This is a genomic window from Micromonospora sp. GCM10011542 (assembly GCF_042650685.1).
Taxonomy (GTDB): Bacteria; Actinomycetota; Actinomycetes; order Mycobacteriales; family Micromonosporaceae; genus Micromonospora.
Window position 1 is genome coordinate 260,868 of record NZ_JBHSBO010000067.1, and the last position, 25,875, is coordinate 286,742.

21 protein-coding genes are annotated in these 25,875 nt (G+C 70.8%); 12 read left to right on the forward strand and 9 right to left on the reverse strand.

Annotated features, from left to right (window positions below; translation table 11 throughout):
• Window positions 1–194 precede the first annotated feature (194 nt).
• Window positions 195–2,792, forward strand: coding sequence for a rifamycin-inactivating phosphotransferase (gene rph / locus ACFOW4_RS29265; RefSeq protein ID WP_377533512.1), 2,598 nt, complete (start codon window positions 195–197; stop codon window positions 2,790–2,792).
• A 149-nt stretch (window positions 2,793–2,941) separates the two neighbouring features.
• A complete protein-coding gene (locus ACFOW4_RS29270; protein ID WP_377533513.1) occupies window positions 2,942–3,493 on the forward strand; it encodes a hypothetical protein in 552 nt (183 codons plus the stop codon).
• Between the two features lie 625 nt (window positions 3,494–4,118).
• Here the strand turns inward: ACFOW4_RS29270 and ACFOW4_RS29275 are convergent.
• The 4 genes from ACFOW4_RS29275 to ACFOW4_RS29290 form a co-directional block, all read right to left on the reverse strand.
• A complete protein-coding gene (locus ACFOW4_RS29275; protein ID WP_377533514.1) occupies window positions 4,119–4,850 on the reverse strand; it encodes an aldehyde dehydrogenase family protein in 732 nt (243 codons plus the stop codon).
• Window positions 4,850–5,737 (reverse strand): SDR family NAD(P)-dependent oxidoreductase, encoded by an 888-nt coding sequence (locus ACFOW4_RS29280; RefSeq protein ID WP_377533515.1) that lies wholly within the window; start codon window positions 5,735–5,737, stop codon window positions 4,850–4,852. The genes ACFOW4_RS29275 and ACFOW4_RS29280 overlap by 1 nt, the downstream gene beginning before the upstream one ends.
• 41 nt (window positions 5,738–5,778) lie before the next feature.
• A complete protein-coding gene (locus ACFOW4_RS29285) occupies window positions 5,779–6,786 on the reverse strand; it encodes an alcohol dehydrogenase catalytic domain-containing protein (RefSeq protein WP_377533516.1) in 1,008 nt (335 codons plus the stop codon).
• A gap of 175 nt (window positions 6,787–6,961) precedes the next feature.
• Complete coding sequence (locus ACFOW4_RS29290; RefSeq protein ID WP_377533517.1) at window positions 6,962–7,798, reverse strand: alpha/beta fold hydrolase; 837 nt, start codon at window positions 7,796–7,798, stop codon at window positions 6,962–6,964.
• A 328-nt stretch (window positions 7,799–8,126) separates the two neighbouring features.
• Between ACFOW4_RS29290 and ACFOW4_RS29295 the strand changes: the two genes are divergently transcribed.
• Window positions 8,127–8,543, forward strand: a complete 417-nt coding sequence (locus ACFOW4_RS29295) for an SRPBCC family protein (RefSeq protein WP_377533518.1) — start codon at window positions 8,127–8,129, stop codon at window positions 8,541–8,543.
• A 36-nt stretch (window positions 8,544–8,579) separates the two neighbouring features.
• Here the strand turns inward: ACFOW4_RS29295 and ACFOW4_RS29300 are convergent, their stop codons facing one another.
• A complete protein-coding gene (locus ACFOW4_RS29300) occupies window positions 8,580–11,375 on the reverse strand; it encodes an AAA family ATPase (protein ID WP_377533519.1) in 2,796 nt (931 codons plus the stop codon).
• 334 nt (window positions 11,376–11,709) lie between these two features.
• On the opposite strand from ACFOW4_RS29300, the gene ACFOW4_RS29305 reads away from it, so the two are divergent.
• From ACFOW4_RS29305 to ACFOW4_RS29330, 6 genes are all read left to right on the forward strand, one after another.
• On the forward strand, window positions 11,710–12,636 hold the full coding sequence (locus tag ACFOW4_RS29305) for a helix-turn-helix transcriptional regulator (RefSeq protein ID WP_377533520.1): 927 nt from the start codon (window positions 11,710–11,712) through the stop codon (window positions 12,634–12,636).
• A gap of 287 nt (window positions 12,637–12,923) precedes the next feature.
• Entirely contained in the window at window positions 12,924–13,958 is a 1,035-nt protein-coding gene (locus ACFOW4_RS29310) for a LacI family DNA-binding transcriptional regulator (RefSeq protein WP_377533521.1), read from the forward strand.
• 73 nt (window positions 13,959–14,031) lie between these two features.
• Window positions 14,032–15,291, forward strand: a complete 1,260-nt coding sequence (locus ACFOW4_RS29315; protein ID WP_377533522.1) for a sugar ABC transporter substrate-binding protein — start codon at window positions 14,032–14,034, stop codon at window positions 15,289–15,291.
• Between the two features lies 1 nt (window position 15,292).
• Window positions 15,293–16,222 (forward strand): carbohydrate ABC transporter permease, encoded by a 930-nt coding sequence (locus ACFOW4_RS29320; protein WP_377533523.1) that lies wholly within the window; start codon window positions 15,293–15,295, stop codon window positions 16,220–16,222.
• Window positions 16,223–16,226: 4 nt separating this feature from the next.
• Window positions 16,227–17,132: a carbohydrate ABC transporter permease gene (locus ACFOW4_RS29325; RefSeq protein ID WP_377533524.1), complete on the forward strand. Its 906-nt coding sequence runs from the start codon at window positions 16,227–16,229 to the stop codon at window positions 17,130–17,132.
• A 31-nt stretch (window positions 17,133–17,163) separates the two neighbouring features.
• Window positions 17,164–18,723 (forward strand): glucoamylase family protein, encoded by a 1,560-nt coding sequence (locus ACFOW4_RS29330; protein ID WP_377533525.1) that lies wholly within the window; start codon window positions 17,164–17,166, stop codon window positions 18,721–18,723.
• Window positions 18,724–18,779: 56 nt separating this feature from the next.
• On the opposite strand, the gene map is transcribed toward ACFOW4_RS29330, so the two are convergent.
• Window positions 18,780–19,598, reverse strand: coding sequence for a type I methionyl aminopeptidase (gene map, locus ACFOW4_RS29335; protein WP_377533526.1), 819 nt, complete (start codon window positions 19,596–19,598; stop codon window positions 18,780–18,782).
• A 75-nt stretch (window positions 19,599–19,673) separates the two neighbouring features.
• Here map and ACFOW4_RS29340 point away from each other — a divergent pair, with 75 nt between their 5' ends.
• Window positions 19,674–19,940, forward strand: coding sequence for a helix-turn-helix domain-containing protein (locus tag ACFOW4_RS29340; protein WP_377533527.1), 267 nt, complete (start codon window positions 19,674–19,676; stop codon window positions 19,938–19,940).
• Window positions 19,941–20,008: 68 nt separating this feature from the next.
• On the forward strand, window positions 20,009–21,205 hold the full coding sequence (locus tag ACFOW4_RS29345) for an MFS transporter (RefSeq protein ID WP_377533590.1): 1,197 nt from the start codon (window positions 20,009–20,011) through the stop codon (window positions 21,203–21,205).
• Between the two features lie 403 nt (window positions 21,206–21,608).
• Here ACFOW4_RS29345 and ACFOW4_RS29350 read toward each other — a convergent pair whose 3' ends face one another.
• From ACFOW4_RS29350 to ACFOW4_RS29360, 3 genes are read right to left on the reverse strand one after another with little or no spacing between them, the layout of a single operon-like run.
• Window positions 21,609–22,982, reverse strand: coding sequence for a hypothetical protein (locus ACFOW4_RS29350; RefSeq protein WP_377533528.1), 1,374 nt, complete (start codon window positions 22,980–22,982; stop codon window positions 21,609–21,611).
• Window positions 22,979–23,485: a SigE family RNA polymerase sigma factor gene (locus ACFOW4_RS29355; protein ID WP_377533529.1), complete on the reverse strand. Its 507-nt coding sequence runs from the start codon at window positions 23,483–23,485 to the stop codon at window positions 22,979–22,981. The genes ACFOW4_RS29350 and ACFOW4_RS29355 overlap by 4 nt, the downstream gene beginning before the upstream one ends.
• A gap of 18 nt (window positions 23,486–23,503) precedes the next feature.
• Window positions 23,504–24,628, reverse strand: coding sequence for a CapA family protein (locus ACFOW4_RS29360; protein ID WP_377533530.1), 1,125 nt, complete (start codon window positions 24,626–24,628; stop codon window positions 23,504–23,506).
• Window positions 24,629–24,781: 153 nt separating this feature from the next.
• Here ACFOW4_RS29360 and ACFOW4_RS29365 point away from each other — a divergent pair, with 153 nt between their 5' ends.
• Window positions 24,782–25,738, forward strand: coding sequence for a helix-turn-helix domain-containing protein (locus tag ACFOW4_RS29365; protein ID WP_377533531.1), 957 nt, complete (start codon window positions 24,782–24,784; stop codon window positions 25,736–25,738).
• Window positions 25,739–25,875 lie beyond the last annotated feature (137 nt).

A 25,875-nucleotide genomic window follows, 5' to 3' on the forward strand; every position in this document is an offset into this window, starting at 1 on the left:
AGATCTACTCCCTGCCACTTCTAACGTATAGCGCACAGGGGGGCTTGCGGCAAGACCCGGGTCCTGCCGCAGAATCGGCGGCCGGACCAGCACCGACGAGGCAATGGGGGGCGCGACGTGGGTGTGTTGTCGATGTACGGGGGACGTGGCGATTTCGAACCGCTGACGGGATCGGCTGCCTCGGAGGTATCGCGGTGAACGAGCGGTACGTTTTGGATCTTCAAGAGGTCGACGAGACGCAGGTGGCGATCGTTGGCGGCAAGGCCGCGCACCTGGGCGCGCTGTCGCGGATCGACGGCATCCGCGTACCGGCTGGCTTCTGCGTCACGACGGCCGCCTTCCGGCGGATCATGGCGGAAGCGCCGTCGATCGACGACCGGCTCGACCGGCTGTCGCGCCTGAAACCGGACGACCGGGAGGCGATCCGCTCGCTCAGCGCGGAGGTCCGCCGGACCATCGAGGGGATCGCCATCCCGGGCGATGTGGCGGCGGCGATCACCGGCGCGCTCGTCCAGTCCGGCGAGCAGGCCGCCTACGCCGTGCGATCCAGTGCGACGGCAGAGGACATGCCGACGGCCTCGTTCGCGGGCCAGCAGGACACGTACCTCAACGTCGTGGGGCCGGCGGCGATCGTTGAGCACGTCAGCCGGTGCTGGGCGTCGCTGTTCACCGAGCGGGCCGTGACCTACCGCCTGCGCAACGGCTTCGACCACCGGAAGGTCCAGATGGCCGTGGTCGTACAGCAGATGGTCTTTCCGGACGCGGCCGGCATCCTGTTCACGGCCGACCCGGTCACGGGCAACCGGAAGGTCGCCACCGTGGACGCCAGCTTCGGCCTCGGCGAGGCCCTGGTGTCCGGCCGGGTGAACCCGGACGTCTTCACGGTGCGCGACGGCGAGGTCGTCGCCAGGGCGGTCGCCGCCAAGCAGCGTGCCGTACACGCCCTGCCGGGTGGCGGTACGCGGGAAGTGGCGATCGAACCGCAGCGGCAGGAGCAGCCGGCGCTGACGGATGCGCAGGTCGTGCGGCTCGTGCGGCTCGGGCGGCGGATCGAAGCGCAAGTCGGCCGCCCGCAGGACATCGAATGGTGCCTGCTCGACGATGACTTCCACATCGTGCAGAGCCGGCCGATCACCACGCTCTTCCCCATCCCCGTGGCCCCCGATCGGGAGAACCACGTCTACCTCTCCGTCGGTCACCAGCAGATGATGACCGACCCCATGAAGCCACTGGGGTTCTCCATGTGGCAGCTGACGGCCATGGCGTCGATGCACGAGGCCGGCGGGAGGCTGTTCGTCGACGTCACCCGGCACCTGGCCTCGCCCGCGAGTCGCGCCGGTTTCCTGGAACTGGCGGGGCGGTCCGATCCGCTGACCAGGGACGCGCTGGAGACGATCCTCGACCGCGGCGACTTCGTCCCGTCGCTCCCGGACGTCGGTTCCGGCGGCCCGCCGGTCGGCGGCGCGTCCGCCCCGATCGAGACCGATCCGGCCATCGTCACCGAGCTGGTGGAGCGCAGCCAGGCGTCCATCGCCGCCCTCCGGCGCGACATCGCCACGTTGACCGGACCGGCACTGTTCGACTTCCTGCTGGAGGCCTTCCAGGAGCACAAGCGGGTCCTCAGTGATCCGTTGAACATCCAGGCGATCATGGCGGGGATGGACGCCACCTGGTGGCTCAACGACCGGCTGCGGGAGTGGCTGGGCGAGAAGAACGCGGCCGACACCCTCACGCTGTCCGCTCCCGGCAACGTCACGTCGGAGATGGGGCTGGCGCTGCTCGACGTCGCGGACGTGATCCGCCCGCATCCGGAGGTGGTGGCGTTCCTGCGGGGCGTCGAAGACGAGGGCTTCCTGGACGAGCTGCCAAAGCTCGCGGGCGGGACCGAGGCGCGCGACGCCATCGAGGCCTACCTCGACCGGTACGGCATGCGCTGCGTCGGCGAGATCGACATCACGAGGCCGCGTTGGCGCGAGCGTCCCTCCACGCTCGTGCCCGTGCTCCTCGACAACGTCCGGAACTTCGAGCCGGGTGCCGCCAGGCGGCGCTTCGAGCAGGGACGGCAGGAGGCGCAGAAGAAGGCACAGGAGGTGCTGGTGCGCCTGCGGGCCCTGCCGGACGGGGTGCGGAAGGCCGACGAGACCAAGCGGATGATCGACCGGGTCCGCACGTTCATCGGCTACCGGGAGTACCCGAAGTACGACATCGTCAGCCGCTACTTCGTCTACAAGCAGGCCCTGCTCCAGGAGGCCGAGCGCCTGGTGCGGGCCAACGTGCTCCCCGAGCGGGAGGACGTCTTCTACCTCACGTTCCAGGAGTTCAACGACGTCGTGCGCTCGCACCAGGTGGATGACACGCTGATCCAGCAGCGCAAGGAGGCGTTCCGGTCGTACCAGGCGCTGACGCCGCCGCGGGTGCTGACCTCCGATGGCGAGGTCGTCGGCGGGGCGTACCGGCGCGACGACGTGCCGACCGGCGCCCTGGTGGGCGTACCGGTCTCCGCCGGGACCATCGAGGGGCGGGCCCGCGTCATCCTGGACATCGCCCAGGCCGATCTCGAACCGGGCGACATCCTCGTCACGGCCCACACGGACCCGAGCTGGACGCCCCTCTTCGTCGCCATCGCGGGCCTGGTGACGGAGGTCGGAGGACCGATGACCCACGGCGCGGTGATCGCACGGGAGTACGGCCTGCCGGCTGTCGTCAGCGTCGTGGACGCCACCCGGTTGATTCGCGACGGGCAGCGGATCCGCGTGCACGGAAGCGACGGGTACGTCGAGATACTGCCCTGACTGACCACCCACCGAAGGCCCGCCGCCGCACCGCCACCCTGCAGGTGCATGAGCAGTTGTCATCCCGGAAACCAACTGCTAGGTTCTGCGCGATCTTGCTCCGGGACCATTGGCCAAGGAGCATCTGCCCCCAATCTGTGGAGATCTCCATGGAGCTTCGCCGCCGTCGTCCCCCTTTGTTCTGGACCGCCTTCTTCCTCTTGGGCGGCCTCGGCATCATCTGGGCTTCCCAGAACGGGTGGGAGCTGAGAATCCTGCTTGTGCCGGTGGGCTCCGCGGCTCTCCTGGTTGTCGGCCTGATCATGGCCTTGGGTGCTCTTGCCAGTCTTGCCAGTTCGTTCCGTCCCGCGCCGATCACGCTGGATGGGTCGGGAGTCCGGCTGCGCGTGGCAGGCCTCGACCGGTCCGTGCCATGGGCGTCGATCGACGCGTTGATACTTGAGCCATATCAGGGGACGTTGGACGGTGCCGGCGCGCCGCGACTGCTGTTGGTGCCATCGGCCGACGCCGATCTGGGGGCCGTCGCGGAATATCAGAACAGGGTCGACGGCCGGTCCTCCATCATCCTGCTGTCGCTGGACTCGCTGCGTGCGTCACCAGACCACGTGGTTCAGGTGCTCGCTCGATACGCAGGCCAGCGGTTCGTCAACGGCTTGTCGGGCTCGGCAGCGGCGACTCGATCTCCCGATACCGCAACATGAGCGGAGCGACGAGGGCAGGTCATCATCGCGCGGTGCCGGAAACTCTCGTCGAGATTCACACGCCGCTGGTGGCAGCTGTCGTCACGGATGACGATGCGGACGAGTATGGCCAGGGGCGGCGAGTGGAGCTTGCATCGTCCTGACGGGAACGCCGGATCGCCGGTCGGGGCATTCGCAGGCGATGATTTCGCCTCCATGGGCCGGCGCGGGTGGCGACAATGAGGAAATGAGAGCGCAGAGCTACCTGAGGCGGCCCCAAGAAGCCGCGGCTCGTCGTCGTACTCCGAAGAAGCAGCAAACCCCGGCTCGTCGTCGTACTCCATGGCCACTGATGGCGGCGTTGCTCGCGGCGGGAGCGGCCGGAGCCGCCGCGGTACGGCGCCGCAAAGCCGCCGGGCGCACCGGACCCGGTGGCGCCGGGGCGACGGGTGACATCAGCCAGGACGGTGGCCGCGGTGTTCTCCGACCCGTCGACGGCCCCGGCGGAGGCACCCAGGGCTGGCGCCAGGGAGCGTGAGGCAGCGGCTCGTCCCGTACCCGCCGGCGCGGTCACCGTCGATGACCGCGCCAGCGGGCGCAGCGGGCCCGGCGGTGTGCTCGCTCGGGAACCGCGTGGCTGCCCCGCTCAGCCGGCCGCTCCCACGCCCGCGGCCTCGGGTGTCAGGACCGGGCTCGTGCCGTCCGACTCCGCGGTCGGGCGGACGTGCTCGCCGGCGGGCCGCCCGACCACCCGTCTGACCCAGGTCGACCCGGTCAAGGTGGCCCGGCGTACCCGGGGGTCGGCGATCAGTGCCTCGACCACCGCCGAGGCGTCCGCCCCGGCGTTGGTGACCACGTTGACGACGCCGGTCGGCAGCCCGGCATCGGCGAGCACGTCGGCGAGGATCAGCCCGGAGGTGATCGGCGCCGCCCTGGGCCGGATCAGCACCGTGTTGCCGACGGCCAGCGCCAGGGCGATCGCGCGGGCGCAGAGGACCATCGAACCGTTCCACGGCACGAACGACACGACCACGCCGGCCGGCTGGCGGACCGCGGTCGCGCGGTGCACGTGGGTGGAGAGGAGTTGCGCGACCGGTCGGGTCGCCATCGCCGCGCCCTGCCGTAGCTGGCCGGCGGCCAGGCGGATGTTGAACTCCGCCCACGCACGGCTGCCTGCCGTCTCCTGACGCAGAATGCCGGCCAGCGCCTCCGTGTGCCGCTCGAGCAGGTCCGCCGCGCCCAGGAGCAGCGACCGGCGCGTCTCCGCGTCGGTCGCCGCCCAGCCGGGGTACGCGGCCTGAGCCGCGTCCACCGCCGCGCGGACGTCGGCCAGTTCGGCCGCCGCGTCCCTCACGTCGATCGCATCCGCGCTGTCCATCAGTTGTGCGGGTGGAGCAGGTCGTCGAGGCCGATGCGCCTGAGGAACTCGGTGCGGATCCGGTCGGCGACCACACTGACGACCTCGGAACCGTCGTCGGCGGGGTCGATGTGCACCCGGAACGGCCGCTTGCCGTGCGGCGCCTCCACGACCCGCACGACAGCCGCAGCCACCTCGGCGACGTCGGCGTCCGGCGGCGCGAGCTCCGCCAGCCGCTGCGAGACCTGCTCCATGAGGCCCGCGTACCGTTCCTCGTAGGCGTCGACGGTCGCCTCGTCCGCCGGGCGGCCGCTGTTGGCGAAGTGGTTCGTGCCGTGGGTGAAGGAGCCCGGCACGATGATGCTGGTCTCGATGTTGAAACGGGCCAGCTCGGCGGCGTAGCTGACGGCCAGGGCGTCCATGCCGGCCTTCGCCGCGAAGTACGGGCCCAGGTACGGCGGGGTGCCGCCCCGGGTGCTGCTCGAACCGATCCAGACCACGAGACCGTTGCGGCGGGCACGCATGCTGGGCAGCGCGGCTCGGTTCACCCGCTGGGTGCCGAGGACGTTGATGTCGTAGACGTGGGCGATCTCCTCGGGCGTGAACGCCTCGGTCGGCCCGGTGACCATGTGCCCGGCGTTGTGGATCAGGACGTCGAGCGCACCGTGCTCGGCGACGATCTCGGCGACGGCGGCTTCGGCCGACTCCTGCGACTGCACGTCGAGTTCGATGGTGCGCAGGTCGACGTTGTTGTCGCGGGAGAAGACGGCGGCCTCGGCGACCACCGCCGCGTTGCGGCCGGCGGTGGCACGCATGCTGGCGTAGACGGTGTGGCCGGCGCGGGCGAGCGCCCGGGCGATGAGCGCGCCGAAGCCGCTGGAGGCACCGGTGATCAGTACGACGGACATGGGATGTCTTCCCTTCGATGCTCGATGCTGACCGTGGGTGGTCAGAAGACGATGACGTTGCGGCCGTGCGCGGTCCCCGACGCCATGGCGGCCAGGGTCGCCGGCGCCTGGTCGAGGGAGATGCGGGTGATCTCGGGGAGGATCCCGTGCGCGGCGGAGAAGGCGAGGGTGTCGCGGAGGTCGTGTGGCGACCCGGACGGGTTGGCCATCACGTGCAGCCGGTTGAGGACCATCGGCTGGGTGGGCAGGCTCAGCGGGGTGTTGTCGTAGCCGCAGAGCACCAGCGTGCCGTCGGGGGCGAGCCCGCCGAACGCGGCCGCCGCGGCGGCGGTGGTGGGCGCGGCGTTGAGGATCACGTTCGCGCCCCCGTCCCAGTCCTTCAGCGCCGCGGCGGGGTCCTGCTCGCCGGACACGATGAAGCGCTCCGCGCCCAGCGACAGCACCTGCTCCTCCGCGCGGCGGGAATGACCGAGGACCGCGACGCGAGCACCCATCGCGGTGGCGTAGCGGATCGCCAGTGCGCCGATGCCGCCGGAGCCGATGACGGCCACCCGCGACTCCGGGCGGGTCCCGGCCTGCCGCAGCCCGTTGAACGCCGTGATGCCGGCGCACATCAGCGGTGCCGCCGCGACCGGGTCCAGTCCGGCCGGCAGCGGCGTCACGAACCCCGCCTTCAACACCGCGTAGTCGGCGTACCCACCGTCGACGACGATACCGGTGATCCGCTTTGCCAGGCAGAGGATCTGGTCACCCCGTACGCAGTAGTCGCAGTGCCCGCACGAGTCGGCCAGGAACTGCGCCCCCACCGCCGTACCGACCGTCGGGAAGGTGACGCCCGCTCCGATCGCCTCGACGACACCGGTGATCTCGTGGCCCGGCACCACGGGGAAACGAGCGAACGGAAAGTGGCCGCGGAGCAGGTTCAGGTCGGTGAAACACACCCCACAGGCGGTCATCCGGACCAGGACCTCGCCGGGTCCGGGAGTGGGCACGTCACGTTCGACGAGCGACAACGGGGCGTCGACCGCGGTGGCGACAGCGGCGTACATGGTTGGTTGCTCCTTGTGGGTCAGTTGATCAGCCGCCCGTCGGGCGGCCGAAGTCGGGGAAGCGGCGGCGCGACGCGAGTTACGCGCGGCCGTGGTGCGACCATGGCGGGCGGGCGGGCGGGCGGGAGCGCGATCGCGGTCTGCCCGCCCGCCATGTGAGCCGTTCCTCAGGCCGTCACTTGGCGAGGAAGGCGAGCAGCGCCTCGTTGACCTCGTCGGCGTGGGTCCAGAGCAGGCCGTGGGGCGCGCCGTCGATCTCGACGTAGTCCGCGCGGGGGAGCGCCTCGTGGAACGGGCGTCCGGTGGCGTCGATCGGCAGGATGCGGTCGGCGGTGCCGTGCAGGATCAGCGCCGGAACGTCGATCGTGCGGATGTCGTCCCGGAAGTCGGTGAACCAGGTCATCGGGGCGGCGGCGGCCGCGTACCAGCCGCCACTGGCGGCGACGGCCCAGCTGTTGCGGACGGCCTCCTCGCTGATCCTGCTGCCCAGGTTCTCGTCGAGGTTGTAGAAGTCGGCGTAGAAGGCCGTGTAGTAGGCGTACCGGTCCTTGCGCACCTGCTCGGCGATGCCCTCGAAGAACTCCCGGGGCGCGGCGCCGGTCGGGTTCTCGTCGGTCTTGAGCAGGTACGGCTCCAGCGAGGCGAGGAAGGCCACCTTCGCGAGCCGCGACGACCCGTAGCGGCCCACGTACCGGGCGACCTCACCGGTACCCATGGAGAAGCCGACCAGTACGGCGTCGGTCAGGTCGAGCGTCTCCATGAGGACGTTCAGGTCCGCGGCGAAGGTGTCGTAGTCGTACCCGAGGGTGGTCTGGCTGGACTGGCCGAAGCCGCGACGGTCGTACGTGACGACCCGGTAGCCGGCCCGCAGCAACTCAGCCGACTGCTTCTCCCACGAGTGCCCGCTGAGCGGAAAACCGTGGATCAGCACGACCGGCTGACCGCTGCCGTGGTCCTCGTAGTACAGCTCGATCGCCGTGCTGTTCTCTTCGCCCACCGTGATGTACGGCATGTGTGTTCCCTTTCCCTGAGCGTCTGCGGTGATCACCAGAGTCCGGCACCGAGGCCCGCGACGGCATCTGTCACATGACTGAAGGCCCGTCCCGTCGGAAGGCCAGTCATCCGCCAAGTCGTTTGACCGGTCACCCGGCGAGCCATTCCGGACAGGCTGGGTCAGGCAAGGTGCGGAGGGTTTCGGCACCCGCGCGATCAGTGCGTGCCGGAGGTAACGGGAACGGGAGAACGACATGCTTCACACACCGGCCGGCCGCGGCGTGTCCTGGGCACGCAGGGACAGCTACCGCTCAACGGATTTCACAGCTCCCCGCGCGGAATCCTCCATGCACGGCGAGACCACCATCGCCGCGTCGCCCGAACGGGTGTACGCCCACCTGGTCGACGTCCCACGGTGGCCCACCTGGCTTCCCGAGGTACGACGTGCGCACGTCCCGAGCGGCATCTTTCTGGGCGCCGCGTTCGAGATCGAGATGTACGGGATCCGTCTGGAGGCCGTGCTGTCCGAGTACGAGCCCGACATCCGGTTCGGGTGGATCGGCTCCTCGCCGGACATGAGCATCTACCAGGAGTGGTTCCTCGTCCCGGTGCCGCCGGGCACCCGGGTGATCGCGAGGAAGGTCGAGCGCGAACTGACGACGGTGGTAATGCGCAACGCCCAGGCGCAGGAGCTCTACTACGCCCACCAGGACGCGCTGCTGCGACTGAAGCAGCTGACGGAAGCTACCGAGACGTCGGCGTGAGACATGGCTCCGGGACCTGACGGCATCGTCCGGCCACTACGGTGCGGGTGCCTCTCCGACCTCCCCGGGCGCAACCCCGTCCAGCGCCGCGAGCGCGTCGCGGAGCGCGGCCCGGGACGTGATGCCCAGTTTGGGAAAGATCTGGTACAGGTGAGTGCCGACCGTCCGGTGCGAGAGGAACAGCTTCTCGCCGATCTGCTTGTTCGTCAGACCGGAGGCCGCCAGTTCCGCGATCTCCCGTTCCTGCGGGGTGAGCACGGCGGGGTGTGGTTCGTTCCTCGGCTTCGCGAGGCCGGTGGCACGCAACTCGTTGCTCGCGCGTTCGACCCACGGCCGGGCGTCCAGCCGCTCGAAGGTGGCCAGAGCCATCCGGAGCTGGGTCCGGGACTTCGCCGTCGCTCTGATGCGGCGCAACCGCTCCCCGTACGCCAGCCGCACCCGCGCCAGATCGAATCTCCAGCGCTCGATGTCGGGCAGCGCCAACGCCACCTCGAAGAGTTCCTCGGCACGGTCGTCCGGGGCGGCGAGGGCGGACGCCGCCGCGCTGAGCAGCGCGAGTCGCGGCGACAACCCGGCGAGCTCCGCCTCCCTGAGGCTGGCGGCGTGCGCCGCGGCCTCGGGAAACCGGTTGGTACGGACCGCCGCCTCCACCAGATCCAGGCAACCCCACAGCGCGTGCGGTACGTACGGCGCGAGCGTGCCCGCGGGACTGAGCAGCGTGGCGTGCTGGTACGCGCTCTCGAAGTCACCTCGGGCCAGGTCGTTGAGCCCCCGCACGTGGTAGGCGTAGAACTCCGCCGCCCGGGCACCGCGGGGCACCGCGAAGCGCAGCATGCGTTCGGTCAACGCATCACTGGCCTCGGCGTCTCCTCGCGCGGCGGCGAGCAGCGCCTGGATGTACTGGAAGTACCAGCGGAAGAACCCGAACCCGTGCTCGTCGCAGAGTCGGCAGCCCTCGTCCGCGAGCTCCGCGGCCTCGCCCCACCGCCCGCTGTGGTAGTCGTCCATGCAGAGGTGCAACAGCGCGCCGAGGTGGCGGCGAGCCGGCGCGGCGCCCTCCCGACCGAGCCGGACAATTCGCCAGTCGGCCTCTCGGCAGCCGCCGAGCCGGTCCAGGTAGATCGCGGCGATGCCGATGCGGACGATCTCCGTCGGGTCGACCTCGACGCTCGTACCGGCGACGAGCGCGTCGAGCCGGCCGGCCACCGCATGCCCCCTGCGGGCCGGGTCGCTGAAGGTGGCGGCCGCCACCTCGAGCAGCTCGGGCGCCCGGGGCGTCAGCCGGTTGAGCGCGGCGAAGAACGGCTCCCACCTGGCGGGCTCACCGGTGAAGAAGCAGACGAGCAGGAGCGTGCGCAACGCTTCGATCAGGGCTTCGTCGTCGGCGTCGTAGCCATGGCCCCCCGCCTCGATGGCGCCGACCAGCAGCCGGTGTGCGGTCCGGACGTCTCCGTCGCTGTTGAGCAGCAGGTGCACGGTAGCCGTGGTGGCGTACAACGAGCCGCCCGGACTGGCCCGCCGAGCGTCGTCGAGCAGTCGCGAGGCGTTGGTGAGTTCACCGCCGGCGTCGGCGCCGATATAGGCGGCCTGCGCCAGCCGTCGACCGCGGTCCACGGGATCCGGGGTCAGGTCGGCCGACCGGGTCAACGACGCGACCGCACCCACGGCGTCACCGCGGCGCAGGATCTGGTGCGCGGCCTGCTCCAGCAGAGCGGCGACCCGCTCGTCCGGCCCGACCGCCGCCTCGCCGAGGTGCCAGGCCCTGCGCTCCGGCTGCCCGACGAGCGTGCGGGCCAGGGCGCTGTGTGCCCAGCGCAGTTCGCCGCTGGTGGCCACCTCGACGACCGCCGACTCGATCAGGGGATGCCGGAAGGCGAAGCGGCGGGTGCTGCTGCGGACCCGGACCAGCTGGTCGCGCTCGGCCGGTTCGAGATCGTCAAGGTCGTGGTCGCTCGCCGCATCGAGGAGTACGCCGAGGTCGCCCGTACCGTCCAACGCGCCGAGCAGCATGAGCCGGCGGCAAGCCTCGGGCAGGTCGGCCACCCGCCTCGCGAAGAGTGTCTGCAGCCGTCGGGTCAACGGCAGGACGGCGGGCAGGGAGGCCGCGGCGAGACGTTGCGGCCCGCTCAGCGCGGAGGGCAGCTCCAGGAGGGCGAGCGGATTCCCGCGAGCCTCGGAGAGCAACCGTCGCCGGACCGCCGGGGCGAGTTCGGGAAAACGTTGGCTGATCAGTTCGCCGGCAGCATCCGGCCGCAGGGGCTGCAGCTCGAGTTCGGGGATTCCACCCTGCTCGAAGAAACTCGCGGTGTGCGACCGGGCCGCGGCCAGGAAGCCCACGCTGGTGCCGACCAGCCGGCGTGCGACGAACCCGAGCACCGCCGAACTGGACCGGTCGACCCAGGGGAGGTCGTCGACGATCAGCAGCAGCGGCCGGACCGTGGCCATGGAACGAAGCAGGAGCAGCACCGCGTTGGACACGAGCAGCCGGTCCGGCGGCTGGCCGTCGCCGAATCCGAGCGCCACCCGGAGCGCCTCACGGTGCACGGGCGGGAGCTCGGCGAAGGCGTCGTAGAGCGGGAACAGCAGCTGGTTCAGGCTGGAGTAGCTGATGTCCGCCTCGAACGCCACCCCGGCCGCGCGGAGCACGCGCATCCCCGTCTCCGTGGCACACTCCGCGACCGCGTCGAGCAGTGCCGTCTTGCCCACCCCGGGCTCCCCGGACACCACCATCGACCCGCCGTTGACCGTCGCCTGGCGCAGGAACCTGCGGGCAACCGCGAGCTCCTCGTCACGGCCGATCAACGACCACGTCGGCGCTTCGGAACGATCCATGCCGGGCACCTCCTGACCGCGCTCGTAGGACAATTCGCCAGCGGCGCCCGGGTTCAAGCTCGCCTCACCGGGTGTGGACGGCTGGCGCGGGGGTATCGGTGCGGCGGTCGTCCGCCAGCCGCGCCGACCGGCGCCGTCGCATTTTCGACCACATCATCGACTGACTGCCTTCTTCCGCCTCAGTTGCCCCCGTGCAAGGAAAGCAGGGCGACAACGTCGGCGGCCCGACCTGGGTGGGCCTGTCCTTCCTGGGACTGCCAGTACCACCTTGTAGAATTGCCGAGCAATTCTGCTGAGGGCGGGTCAAGTGGTGCTCTGACAAGAACGGGTTCAAGTGGTGCACGACCTCACTCTGGGATCTTTCCTGCGCGCGCGACGAGGCGCTGTCGTGCCGACGAGCGGCGACCTGCGATCCGCGCCGTCGCGCCGTGTCCGTGGGCTGCGGCGCGAGGAAGTGGCGCAGCGGGTCGGCGTGAGCGTCGACTACTATATCAAGCTTGAGCAGGGCAAACGGGAGGCGCCGTCGGATAACGTCCTGCACGCCCTCGCCGACGTGCTGTGCCTGGACGACGCCGCCCGCGAGCACATGTTCGACCTGGCCCGGCGCGACACGCGCCCGAAGCACCCGCCGGAGACGCAACGGGTACGCGTCGGGATGCTCCGCCTCATGGAATCGCTCGGCGCAGTCCCCGCCGTCCTGCTTGGCCGACGGACGAACATTCTCGCCGCGAATCCGACCGCGCGTCTTCTCATACACGATTTCAACGCGATGCCGGCACGTGAGAGAAATGCGGTTCGTTGGGTCCTGCTCTCCCAAAAGGCGCGGACCATCCACCGTGACTGGGGGGCCGCCGCAGCCGGTCTCGTCGGCATGCTGCGGATGGACTACGGCCGCCACCCGTACGACCAACGGACGGCGGAACTCGTCGAGGAACTCGGCGCGAAGAGCGAGGTCTTCACCCAACTGTGGTCGGATCGGCACGTGGCGAAGAAGGCGGTCGTCGACTCGAAGGTGATCGAGCATCCGGTCGTCGGCCCGATCCGGCTGCACGTCGAGGCGGTGCGGACGATCGAGGACGGCGATCAGACGCTCAACGTCCTGATCCCGGCCTCCGATCCCACCTCTCAGGCGGCCATGCGGCACCTGCAGAAGCTGGCCGGCAGCCGCTCGACCGGCGTCGACCCCCGTCGCGCCGGCCGTGCCGGAGTAACCGGGCAGGACGGCGCGGGTACGGTCGCCGGTCCGGCGGGAACGACGTAGGGCAGGTCCCCGGCGGCTGAGTGCGCCGTCTGCTGCTCCAAGCCCCGTCCTCTTGACGTCGAGGCACCGGCGATTGAGCTGCATGCGTCTCGACGTGCCGCGCCGTCTGTCGGCTCACTCCTGGCTGCCGCCGAGGCATCCGCCTCCGCACCTCTGGTGCCATCGACATACCGGGCAGAGTTCCGCTCACCGGAGATTGTGGACCGGACACTTGTGAACTTCGACGTACCTGCATATGGTCGCCTGAAACCGGTTTCTGTCGACCGCAGGTTACGGATCGAGGATTCATGGGCAACAGTCGGCTCACCGTCCGGGAGATCGCCCGGCTGGCCGGTGTCTCGGTCGCGACCGTTTCCCGGGTCTCCAACGGCACCGGCCAGGTGTCGGAGGAGATGCGCCGCCGGGTGCTGGAGGCGATCGAGAAGCACGGCTACCGCCCCGACCATCTCGGCCGTGCATTGGCCGCTGGGCGGCACGGCGCCCTCGGTCTGGTGTTCCCAGGCCTGTCCGGTCCGTACTTCACCGAGCTGATCCAGGGGTTCGAGTCCGAGGCCGTACCCTCGCGCGCCAGTGTCCACATCCTCTGCACCCATCTGCGCTCCGACTCCGACCAGCAGGTGCTGGAGATGGGCCGCCGGGTGGACGGCGTCGCGGTCATCGGCGGCACGATCTCGGAGCTGGCCCTGCTCCGATTGGCTGAGACCGTGCCGGTGGTGGTCGTCGCCGGCACGGGGCCCGGCGTGGTGCCGTCGGTGCGGGCCGACAACGCCGGCAGCATGTCGGCGCTCACCCGTCACCTGCTGGTCGACCACGAGCTCACCGACCTGGTGTTCGTAGGTAATCCCGAGGGATCGCCCGACGTGAGCGAACGGTGGGTCGCCTTCCTCGCGGCTCACCGGTCGGCGGGGGTGACTCCACCGGCCGCGCCGATCGCGGTGAGCATGCAGCAGGCCGACGGCGTGCTCGCCGCCGAGCAACTCCTGCGCGACCACGACGCGCGACCCGGCGGCGTGGTCTGCGCCAACGACGAGATCGCACTCGGCGTCCTCGTCGGAGCACTCGGTCGGGGCCTGCGGGTGCCGCAGGACGTCGTCATCACCGGGTTCGACGACGCCCCGGTCGCCGCGCTGGTCAATCCGGCGCTGACCACCGTCCGCCAGCCGGTCCGCGAGCTGGCCGCGGAGGCGGCCCGGCTGATCCTCACCGCGGTGGACGACCCCGAGCGCGCCGCCTCCCGCGACGTCGTGCTGCCCACCGAACTCGTCCTGCGCCGCAGCTGCGGCTGCCCGGCCAACCCGGCGGCGGGCGGTTTCGGCTCATGAGGAGATTCCTGGTTTTCCGCACCCGCCCGCCGGACGTGACCGGCGGACATCATGCCAAGACGGAGGTTTCGTGATGAAGTCAGGAACCCGCAGGGGCGTCGCGGTGGCCCTGGTGGCCGCGCTGGCGCTGGCCGGCTGCGGCCGCGACGGCGGCGGAGGCGGTCAGGACACGGCAAAGCCCGTCGGGGAGGGCAAGGCGACGGGCGACATCACCGTCTGGGCGATGGGCACCGAGGGCGAGAAGCTCTCGGTGCTCGCCGAGGACTTCATGAAGGACAACCCGGACGCCAAGGTCACGGTGACCGCCGTGCCCTGGGACGGGGCACACGACAAGTTGGCCACCGCGATCGCCGGTAAGCAGACGCCGGATGTCAGCCTCATCGGCACCACCTGGATGGGGGAGTTCGCCCAGACCGGCGGGCTCGACGTGACCCCGCCGGACCTGGTCAAGAAGGACGACTTCTACGAGGGCGCCTGGAACACCACGGTCGTCGACGGCACCTCCTACGGCGTGCCCTGGTACGTGGAGACGCGGCTGCTCTACGTGAACAAGGCGGCCGCCGCCAAGGCCGGGGTGAGCACCCCTCCGAAGAGCTGGGACGAGCTCAAGTCGGCGATCAAGGCGCTCAAGGACAAGGGCGGCGCCAAGTGGGGCGTCAACCTCCAGCCCGGCCAGACCGGCTCGTGGCAGACCGTCATGCCGTTCGTGTGGCAGAACGGCGGCGATGTGGCCAAGGACGGCAAGTTCACCCTCGACAGCCCGGAGGCGGTCGAGGCCTTCGCCTACTACAAGTCCTTCTTCGACGAGGGGCTGGCCCCGAAGGACCTGCCGCAGGGCTCTCTGGAACCGGCCTTCGTCAAGGGCGAGATCGGGGCGTTCGTCTCGGGCCCCTGGCACATCTCGGTCCTCAAGGACCAGGGCGGCGCCGGCAAGTACGACCTGTGGCCGATGCCCACCCAGCAGTCGGGCACGTCGTTCGTCGGGGGCGGCGACCTGGCGGTCTTCAAGGACGCCAAGAACCGCGACGGCGGGTGGAAGTTCGTCTCCTACCTGTCCCGGCCCGAGGTGCAGGCCAAGTGGTACAAGACGGTCAACGACCTGCCCGCGGTCAAGAAGGGCTGGGACGACCCGGCGCTCAGCGGCGACCCGCAGCTGTCGGCGTTCGGCAGGCAGCTCGAGGACGCCAAGTCTCCGCCCACCATCGCCACCTGGGAGCAGGTGTCGGCGGCGATCGACGCCGAGGTCGAGAAGATGTGCAAGACGGGCGTGAAGGCGGAGGACGCCGCGAAGGCGATGCAGCAGCAGGCCACCTCGATCGGCACCGGGGCCTGACATGACCACGGCCGCGTCCGACGCGACCACCCGGCGGGGGCGCGGTGTCCCGCGCCTCCGCCGGGCCCTTGTCGGCTGGGGCTTCGCCCTGCCGTTCACCGTCCTCTTCCTGGTCTTCATGGCCGGACCGGTGATCGCGTCGCTGCTGATGAGCTTCACCGACCTCCGCAGCGCAGATCTGCGCAACCCACTCGCCGTCAACGTCGTCGGCATCCAGAACTACAGTCGGCTGTTCAACGATGAGCTGTTCGTCAAATCAGCGGTGAACACCGCCATCTTCGTGCTTGCCGGCGTGCCGCTGACGATGGTGTGCGGGCTGGCCGCCGCGCTCGGGCTGAACGCGGGCCTGACCCGGTTCCGGTCGCTGTTCCGCGTCGGCTACTACCTGCCGGTCGTGACCAGCATCGTGGCGATCGCCGTGGTCTGGCGCTTCCTGCTGCAACCCGATTCCGGCCTGCTCAACAGCCTGCTGCGACTGGTCGGCGTGGACGGGCCGAACTGGCTCTACGACACCCGGCTCGCGCTGCCGTCGCTGATCGTGATGGCCGCCTGGCGCAACCTCGGCTACCAGATGGTGATCTTCCTGGCGGGGCTCCAGGCCATTCCACAGGAGCTGTACGAGGCGGCGCGGATCGACGGGGCGACCGGCTGGCAGCAACTGCGGTACGTGACCCTGCCCGCTCTACGGCCGACGCTGCTCTTCGTGGGGGTCATCGGCACCATCGGCTACCTGCAGTTCTTCGAGGAGCCACTGGTGATGACCCAGGGCGGGCCGCTCAACTCGACGTTGTCGGTGTCGTACCACATCTACAACCAGTTCGGCTTCGGCAACTACGGCTACGCGTCGGCGATGAGCTACGTCCTCTTCCTGGCGATCGTGCTGATGTCGATCCTGTGGTTCCGGCTGCTGCGCTCCGACGAGGGAAGGTGATCCGATGTCGACCTCGATGAGGGCATCCCAGCGTGGGCAACGAGCATCGGAGGCGCCCGAGTCGGCGCGGCCGCGCTCGACCCGGCGTACCCGTGACCGGGTGGCCAGCATCGTCCTGCACACCCTGTTGGTGGTGGGGCTGCTGGTCATGGTCGGCCCGTTCGTGTGGATGCTGCTGTCGTCACTGAAGCCCGAGGGTGAGATCCGGCTCGTCCCCACCACCTGGTGGCCGCACCATCCGACGCTCGACAACTACCGGGAGCTGTTCGCCCGGCTGAGCTTTCCCCGGTACTTCCTGAACTCGGCGATCGTCGCCATCCTGATCACTCTCGGCAATCTGATGTTCTGCTCGGCGGTCGGCTACGCCCTGGCCAAGCTGCGCTTTCCGGGCCGCAGGGCGCTGTTCGGACTGGTGCTGGGATCGGTGATGGTCCCCGGCATGGTGACCTTCGTGCCGCTGTTCGTGCTGGTCGCCAACATGGGCCTCACCAACACGTACGCCGGTCTGGTGCTGCCCTTCCTGGCGTGGGCGCTGGGGGCGTTCCTGATGCGCCAGTTCATGCTCTCCATCCCCGACGAGCTGATCGAGTCCGCGCGGGTGGACGGCGCCGGCGAGCTGCGCATCTTCCTGCGTATCGTCCTGCCGCTGTGCCGTCCGGCGCTCGCCGCGCTGGGCATCCTCAGCTTCCTCACCTTCTGGAACAGTTTCCTGTGGCCCCTCGTGGTGGCCACGACCGAGGACAAGTACACGCTCCCGGTCGCCCTCGCCCTGTTCAGCGTGGGCCAGAACCAGACGAAGTTCGGGCTGCTGCTCGCCGGCTCCGTGGTGGTGGTGCTGCCCGTGCTGATCGTCTTCCTCCTGCTGCAACGGCACTTCGTCCGCGGCATCGCCACCACCGGCCTCAAGTAGCCGGCCCGGAACCACCTCCGGAGGTAGCCACATGATCCGTCCCGCCCGCGTCGCCCTGTCGGCGGCGCTCGCACTCACCCTCGCGGCCTCCGGCGCGGCCAGCGCCGCCGCCGCGCCACCATCCGCCGGGGTCGGCGCGCCCACCGGGGCCGCCTCCTGGGCGGCCGACACCTGGCGCTCCATGGCCGCCATGGCCGACCCGACCACCGGCCTGCCCGCGGACAACATCGGCGGTGACCTGTCGCCCACCAGCCGTGCGCGGTACACCTCGCCCACCAACATCGGGGCGTACATCTGGTCGGCGGTCGCGGCCCGCAAGCTGCACGTCATCGGCGAGCGCGAGCAGGTGCGGCGTATCTCGCGCGCCCTCGACTCGCTCGCGAGGTTGGAGCGGCACCCCGACTCCGGCATGTACTACAACTGGTACGACCCGTCCACGCTGCAACTGCTGCGTACCTGGCCGGAGGACGGATCATCGGTCTACCCGTTCGCGTCCAGCGTGGACAACGCCTGGCTCGCCGCGGCCCTGATGATCGTCCACAACGCCGTGCCGCAGCTGCGTCACAGGTCCGACCCGCTGCTCAGGGCCATGGACTTCGCCTTCTTCTACGACTCGACGGCGCGCGGCCCGGACGTCCCGGCCGGGCTGATGCGCGGCGGCTTCTGGGTCGAGCCGCCCCCGGGCTGTTCCACCGCGGGCAACTACCAGCACCGCGGCCCGGACGTCCACTACACCTGCCACACGTACGGGTCGTTCAACAGCGAGACCCGGATGATCAGCTACGTGGCGATCGCCCTCGGCCAGGTGCCGCCCGCGCACTACTTCGCGCCGTGGCGTACCTTCCCCGACACCTGTGACTGGTCCTGGCAGGAGATGCGTCCGGTCGGCCAGTGGCGGGAGTACCTGGACGTGCCGGTCTTCGAGGGCGCCTACCGGTATCAGGGCCTGCAGTTCGTGCCGACCTGGGGCGGCGACATGTTCGAGGAGCTCATGCCGGACATGTTCGTGCCCGAGGAGCAGTGGGGCCCGGACAGCTGGGGCCGCAACCACCCGGTCTACGTACGCGGCCAGATCGCGCACGGCATGGACGACGCGAAGTACGGCCACTGGGGCTTCTCGCCGGCCTCGGACCCGCAGGGCGGTTACCGGGAGTACGGCGTGGACGCCATGGGGCTCGACACCAACGGCTACACCAGCGACCAGGAACGCACCAGCGTCGACTACGGCTTCGCCGGCTGCGAGGGCCGTCCCGCCCAGCCGCAGCCTGCCGCGTACGGCGATGGTGTGGTGACCCCGCACGCGGTGTTCCTCGCCATGCGCTACGCGCCCGCCGAGGCGCGGGCGGAGCTGGCGCGGCTGCGCAGCCAGTTCGACAGCTACGGGCCCGGCGGCTTCTACGACGCGGTGGCCGTGCGCAGTGGCACCGTGGCCAAGCGGTACCTGGCCCTCGACCAGGGCATGATCATGGCTGCGCTCGGCAACCTGTACGGCGGCGACGTCCTGCGCAAGGAATTCACTCGTGGCGGCGCCGAGCGGTTCCTGCGCCCGGTGATGCGGATCGAGGAGTTCTCCGTACCCGCGCGGCAGTAGGTGGATCCGCGGCCGGAGCCTCGCCGGCTCCGGCCGCGGAGGACGCCGGATCGTCGTCAGGAAGTCGTGGCGGACTTCTCGGTCGGGTCGGCCGAGGTGGCGCCCTGCGCGGGGCGGCGGGTCAGGACCTGGGGGCCGGAGTCCGTGATGGCGACCGTGTGTTCGGAGTGGGCGGTGCGGGAGCCGTCGGCGGAGCGGATCGTCCAGCCGTCTTTGTCGAACCGGATCTTGTCGGTGGAGCGGCAGAACCAGGGCTCGATGGCGATGGTCAGACCGGGGTGGAGTTTCATGCCGCGGCCGGTGCGGCCCTTGTTGGGGACGTGCGGGGCCTCGTGCATGGTGCGGCCGATGCCGTGGCCGCCGAACTCGGCGTTGACGCCGTAGCCGTAGGAGTGGGCGACCTCGCCGATCGCGGCGGAGACGTCACCGATGCGGCCGCCGGGCTGGGCAGCGTTGATCGCGGCCTCCAGTGCGACCTCGGTGGCCTCGACCAGCTTGAGGTCGGCCGGGTCGGGGGTGCCGACGATGACGGATAGCGCGGAGTCGGCGGCCCAGCCGTCGATGCTGGCCGCCATGTCGATGCTGAGCAGGTCACCGTCCCGCAGAACGTAGTCGTGCGGCAGGCCGTGCAGCACCGCGTCGTTCACCGACAGGCACAGCACGTTGCGGAACGGGCCGCGGCCGAACGAGGGGGCGTAGTCCCAGTAGCAGGATTCGGCGCCGCGTTCGGCGATCCGGCGGCGGGCGTGGTGTTCGAGGTCCATCAGGTTGACGCCGACTGCGGCGACACCGCTCAGCTCGGCGAGCAGTTCGCCGACGAACTTGCCGGTCACCGCCATCCGCCCGATCTCCTCGGCGGACTTGAGCTCGATCACGACAGCCTCCCTCTCCGTATGCGGTATTTTTATACCACGCCGGGTCCGGGGTGCTCCGAGGGATATCCTGCTGGCATGGTTCGCCAACCACTCACGGCCGAGCAGATCGCCGCAGGCCAGCGCGTCGGAGCCGCCCTCCGGGCCGCGCGGGCCGGCCGCAGCCTCGTCGAGGTGGCGCTGGCGGCCGGCATCTCCCCCGAGACGCTGCGCAAGATCGAGGCGGGCCGCCTTCCCGCACCGGCGTTCGGCACCGTGGTGTGCCTGAGTCAGGCCCTCGACGTCCCGCTCAGCGACCTGGCCGACGTCTGGCTGGCCGACATGCCCGTCCGCCAGGCGTCCTAGAAACCGGCCGCTCAGTACCGCGGCGGGCGGGGTAGTCGCCGGAGGGACTCGACCTCCTTCTGCTGACGCTGGCCGCGGCGGTCCTCTCCGCCCTGACCAGTTCGCTGTGGCTGATGGTGATCGGTCGGGGGTTGCAGGGCTTCGCGATCGCGACGATCCCGCTCGCCCTGGGCATCTTCCGGGAGGCCCTGCCGATCCACCGGGTCGGCGGGGCGATCGCGCTCCTGACCGGGACGCTCGGCGTTGGTGCCGCAGCGGGCATCCCGCTGGCCGGTCTCATCGCCGAGCACTTCAACTGGCATGTGCTGTTCTGGGGATCGGCCGGGCTGGGCCTGCTCTGCGCTCTCCTGGTCGCGCTTGTGGTGCCGGAGTCGCCACAGCGGGCCGTGGGGCGCTTCGACGTGGTCGGTGCCACCGGGCTGACCCTGGGGTTGATCGGCCTCCTGCTGTCGACCGTTCAAGGGGGGCAGTGGGGGTGGGGCAGCAGCCGTACCCTCGGCCTCGGTGCGGTGGCCGTCGTCACCCTGCTCGCCTGGGGCTGGCACCAGCTGCGTGCCAGGTCACCCCTTGTCGACATGCGGCTCTCCGCACGGCGACCGGTGCTGATGACCAACCTCGCCACCGTCGCGATCGGATTCGCGATCTACGGCATGCTTTTCGTCTTTCCGCAGATCCTGCAGGCCCCGACCGCCACCGGCTACGGGTTCGGTCAGAGCCTGGTGTGGTCAGGGCTCGCCGTCGCCCCGAACGGAGTGGTGGCCCTGCTGCTGACTCCCGTCGCGGTCCGCCTGATCACCCGGTTGGGGGCCCGGATGGCCATGATGCTGGGGGCGATCGTCATCGCCGTCGGCTACATCTACGTCACCCTACGGATGGACAGCGTCGGTGACTTCGTCATCGCCTCGGCCGTCATCGGCGCCGGTGCCGGCATCTCAACCGCGGCGACGGCAAAGCTGATCACCGATGCGGTCCCGGTGACCGAGACGGCCTCGGCCAACGGAGTCAACATGCTGATGCGCTCCGTCGGAAGCGCCGCCGCGAGCGCGGTCCTGGTCGTGATCCTGGCACAGGTGACGATCACTGTCGGCGCGGCGACGCTGCCCTCGGAGGCGGCGTTCCGGACCGCGTTCATCGTCGCGGTCGCGGCGGCGGTCATCGGCCTGCTCCTCACGGCGCTCGTCCCGACCCGTGCGCCCAAGGCCGACGGCCCGGTGAAGCCGGCACCTGTGGGTCACCCCGGAAGGGCCGTACTTTCCCAGCGATAGCCCCGGCTGACTGGTTCTGGGTCATCGGATGACCACGCTCTGTGGCCGTGATCATAGGGGAGTGGTTGGTCAGCGAGCCGGTCACCGGTATGTTTGCTTTGTCAAGCAACTTAACAAGGGGTCGTTGTGCGCGTGGCTCGGGCAGAGTCGGGCCCACGGCTTGGCTGCCGTTCCGGGTATCGGGATGCCTGCCGCGCCCCGTGTCTTCAGGAGTCGGACATGATCTATGGGGGAAATCGCCGCGGCTACGCTGACGAGCAGCGATGCCGGGCGGCCCGGCGGCGGATCCGGGAGACGCTCGCGGTCCGCCGAGCCGCTGCCTCTGCCGAGCAGCCGAGCGTCAACTTGCCCGCCGAGGCGAAGCCGGCCGCCTGACACCGAGGCGGCGCCGGTCCACGAGCGGCTATTCCACACCCGGTCGTCGGCGCTGCTTCGACGGACGTGCCCGGCGCCACAGCAGGAACGCGGCGCCGAGGACGACCACGCCGATGACGGCGTGGGCGACCAGCTGCCGGGGGCCGCGCCGCGGGCGACCGGCGTCCCGGACGGTCAGGTCGGGCAGCAGACCGGCGGCGAGGTGCAGGTCCGCCAGCTCGCAGCCCTGAAGGCCCAGCTCGCAGGTACGACCGGTGTCGAAGTGGGACAGGGTCCGCCGGGTTCCGGCGCCGAGCTGCACCTCGACGAGCGATGCGTGACCTGCGGTGTCGATGGTCGCGACGACCACGCTGCCCGGCGTACGCCAGCCGAGCAGTTGCACGACGTCCGGGACCGGCGCCGGTGGCGTGCCGGCGCCCGCGAGGGGTACGAATTCGACGTCGCGGACCTTCCACAGGAAGTTGCCGTGGCCGGTGTCGCCGCCGGTGGTGCCGTTGAAAGGACCGTCCGAGAGCCAGGGGACGGTGGCGAGGAACCGGCCGTCCGGTGACCAGCCGACGTCGGCGGCGAGCTCGCGTCCCGCCGCGACGGGGACGTTGCCGTACTCGCGGCCCTCGAGGTCGATGAGACGGGCCTGCTGGCCGACCTGCACGGCGAGGCGGCGACTGTCCGGCGCGAACGCCGCCGTCCACGGCGGTCTGATCGCCGGCACCTCGGTGCTGCGTCCGGTCGACAGGTCGAGCAGCCGCAGCGTGCCGACGCGGGCCACCTCGGGGTCGACGAAGTTGATGCTGCCGAACTCGCCGGAGCGGGTGAGGGGCGCGGCGCTGTACGCGACGTGGCGGCCGTCGGGCGACCAGGCCAGCAGCCGCACGCCGACCCGGTCGCCGAGCGGGATCGATCGGCGCTCGCCCGTGGTCAGGTCGACGAGAATCAGGTCGCCGGTCGCGCCGCGGTCGTCGCCGAGCAGCACGCGGGTGCCGTCCGGGGCGAGCAGCGCCGACGGGCGGTTCCGCTCATCCATGGCGTCGACGCGCCGGTACGTGTCCCCGTCGGCTCCGACGACCAGCGGCTGGAACATGTTGAACGACTCGCCGTTGCCGTAGACGTAGAGAGCGATCGCGCGGCCGGCTGGGGCCTGCGCGACGGTGCTGGTGAGGATCGAGTACCCGGCGAACCGGTCGGGCAGGCCGGGCTTCGCCGACGGGGCTGCCGGCTGGACGGGAAGCTGGACGCCGGGCGCGACGAGGACGGCCAGGAGGAGCACGACGACGGCGCACACCGCGGCGGCGCCGATCCGCTGGCGCCGAACCGAGCGGCGGCCCCGGACGAGCACGGCGTCCAGGTAGCCGGGCGGCAACGGCGGCGGATCGTCCGGCAGGGTGGCGAACAGGTCTCTCATGGCGTGTCCGACCCTCCCGGCACGTAGTTCGGCAGTAGGCGGCGCAGTGCCGCGATGGCGTACGAGGTCTGGCTCTTGACGGTCCCCGCCGAGCAGCCCAGCGCCGCGGCGGTCTGAGCGACGTCGAGGTCCTCCCAGTACCGCAGGACGAGCACCGCGCGCTGCCCGCCGGACAGCTTCGTGAGGGCAGCCAGCAGGTCGACGCGGTGGTCGGCGCCGGCCAGCGGTGCCGTCGAAGGCCCGATCACGTCGGCCACGGGCCGGACCCGGCGGGTCCAGGACCGCTCGCGCTCGGCCAGGTAGGCGTGGACCAGCATCGCCCGGACGTAGGCGTCGAGCGAGTCCGCTGCCGACGCCTTCCGCCAGTGCCGGTACAGCGCGACGAGGCACTCCTGCACGAGGTCGTCCGCCGTCGACCACTGCCCGCACAGCCGGTACGCCAGCCGTCGCAGCCACGGCATGCGTGCCTGCACGTACTCGACGTACTCCCGTTCACTCCGCAACCCGGCCTCCCATCAACACTAGGAGTGGCCCGGGACCCCATTCGGTTGTGGGGATTGGGTGAGCAACCCGTCGGCGGCGACCTCGAAGGGGGTGCCCAGGCGGCTGAGCAGATCGGCGAGCCAGCGCGCCTCGTCGGGGCTCGCGATCTCCAGGCGCATCCGGCGGATCCGCAGCGGAGCCGCCCGCAGTCCGCGTAGCAGGCCGGTGTCCGGGTCGAGGGCGGGCAGCCAGAGCAGCCGCAGTTCGGGCCGGTACGCCTCCTGCCCGCTGATGCCCTCGTAGTCGTCGACCAGATCCCCGCAGCCGTAGAGGATCAGCCGATCCCGGTAGACCTCGACCGGCCGGGGATGGTGCGACGAGTGCCCGTGCACCACGTCCACGCCGGCGTCGATCAGGCAGCGCGCGAACTCGACGTGCTCGGCCGGAACCTCGTACCCCCAGTTGGTGCCCCAGTGCACGGAGACCAGCACCCGGTCGGCGCGCTCGGCCTCGGCGGCGATCCGCCCCGCCACCTGCTCGGCCGTGGCGGCGGAGGTCTCCGGCAGGTACGCCACCCCGGGCCCGTCGGGGGTGGCCGCCCAGTGCGGGGGCACCCCGCTCGACGGGGCGGCCACCGAGAAGACCAGCAGGCGGCGACCCCGGCCGAGGTCCACCCGGGCCGGCTCCCACGCCGCCGCGGCGTCCCGGCCGGCGCCGGCGGCGGCGATCCCCGCCCCGGCCAGCGCGTCGAGGGTGTCGGCGAGCCCGACCGGGCCGAAGTCCAGCACGTGGTTGTTGGCCAGCGCGCACACGTCGAGCCGGGCGGCGGCCAGGCAGGACACGTTGTCCGGGTGCATCCGGTAGTGCACGGCCTTGGCCGGCGCGTGCTCGCCCCGGCCGGTCACCGCGGCCTCCAGGTTCACGATCCGGGCGTCCGGCCGCAGCTGGTCCAGCAGTGACAGGGCGACGCCCCAGGGCCACCGTGGTGGCACCGGCCGGGGAATCGGCCCGCTGGCCGACTCGGCCAGCCCGACGTAGGTCTCCGCGTCGCGGACCGCGCCTTCGCGAAGGTCGGACGGGCCCGGCCGAGGCAGGATGCGGTCCACCCCCCGGCCGGTCATCACGTCGCCTGCGAGGAGGAGGGTCAGCGCGTCGTCGGCCATCCGGCCGCTTTCCCCACTGCGCCCGGCCCTCACCAGGGCATTGCGCCAGCTCGCGGCGCCGAATGGCGAAAGGCGTTTCGTCATGGGCTTATGTGTCACTCGTCCCGCTCCGGTGGCCGTAGTACCGTTGGGCGGACACAGGTGGGGGTGAGCGTGACGACGGGTTCGGCGACCGCCCCGCAGCCGGTGAGCTTCAGCACCACCGGGCTTCCGGAGGCCCAGAGGATCGCGTTGTGGGAGCACCACAACGCCTGCGCGCTGATCGGTCTGCGCTGTCACACGCTCGGTGAGGCGCCGTTCGACGGGGCCGAGCTCAACCTCCAGCTCGACCAGATGCACCTGGCCCGCGTCCGCGGCAACGCGCACGTCGTCGAACGTCCGGCCGAGGTGATCCGCAAGCATCCGGCGGACGCGGTCGCGGTCTACCTGACCCTCGTCGGGGAGGCGTTCTTCTACCACGACGACGGGGTGCTCACCCTGCGGCCAGGCCAGGTCCTCATCTGCGATGCCGATCGTCCGTTCATGCGCGGTTTCTCCCGTGGCCTGGAGGAACTCGCGATCAAGGTGCCACGTCCGATCTTCCGGGAGCTGACCGGCCTGGCCTCGCTCAGCTCCCCCTTGGTGCGTGACTTCAACGGGGGAGACGTGCCGGCACGGACGTTCGCGAGGCTGGTCGACCGTGCCCTGCGTCCCGGGGGAGGCGAGCCTCTCGACGAGAGAATCGCGCTCGACCTGCTCGCGAGCATGGCAGGCAGCCGCCGCGTCGACCTCGGCACGGTGCATCTGGCCAACGCGCGTGCGTTCATCGAGGATCACCTGACCGACAGCGGCCTGACCGCTGCCCGGGTCGCGGCCGGGGTCGGCATCAGTGAACGCCACCTGTCCCGGGCGTTCGCCGCCTCGGGCACGACGCTGCCGCAGTTCGTGCTGGCGCGGCGGCTGGACCGCGCACGTGCGCTGCTCGCGTCCTCGCCGCAGTTGCCGGTCGGCGAGGTCGCGGCGCGCTGCGGCTTCGGGTCGGCGACCCACTTCTCGCAGGCGTTCCGGGCGCGGTTCGGGCTGCGCGCCACGGATCTGCGTCGGCAGGCCCGGGCGGGCCGGCTCAACTAGTTCTCGGATTCCGCCACAGCTTCGTCTTTCCGCCGTGTTCGGGCCTCAGCCCTTGCTGCGGCGGCGGAGCACCGCCGCACACTGGTCGGGCGAGTGGCCAGGGCCACACGCCGGGCAGTGGAGTGGGGGATCCGATG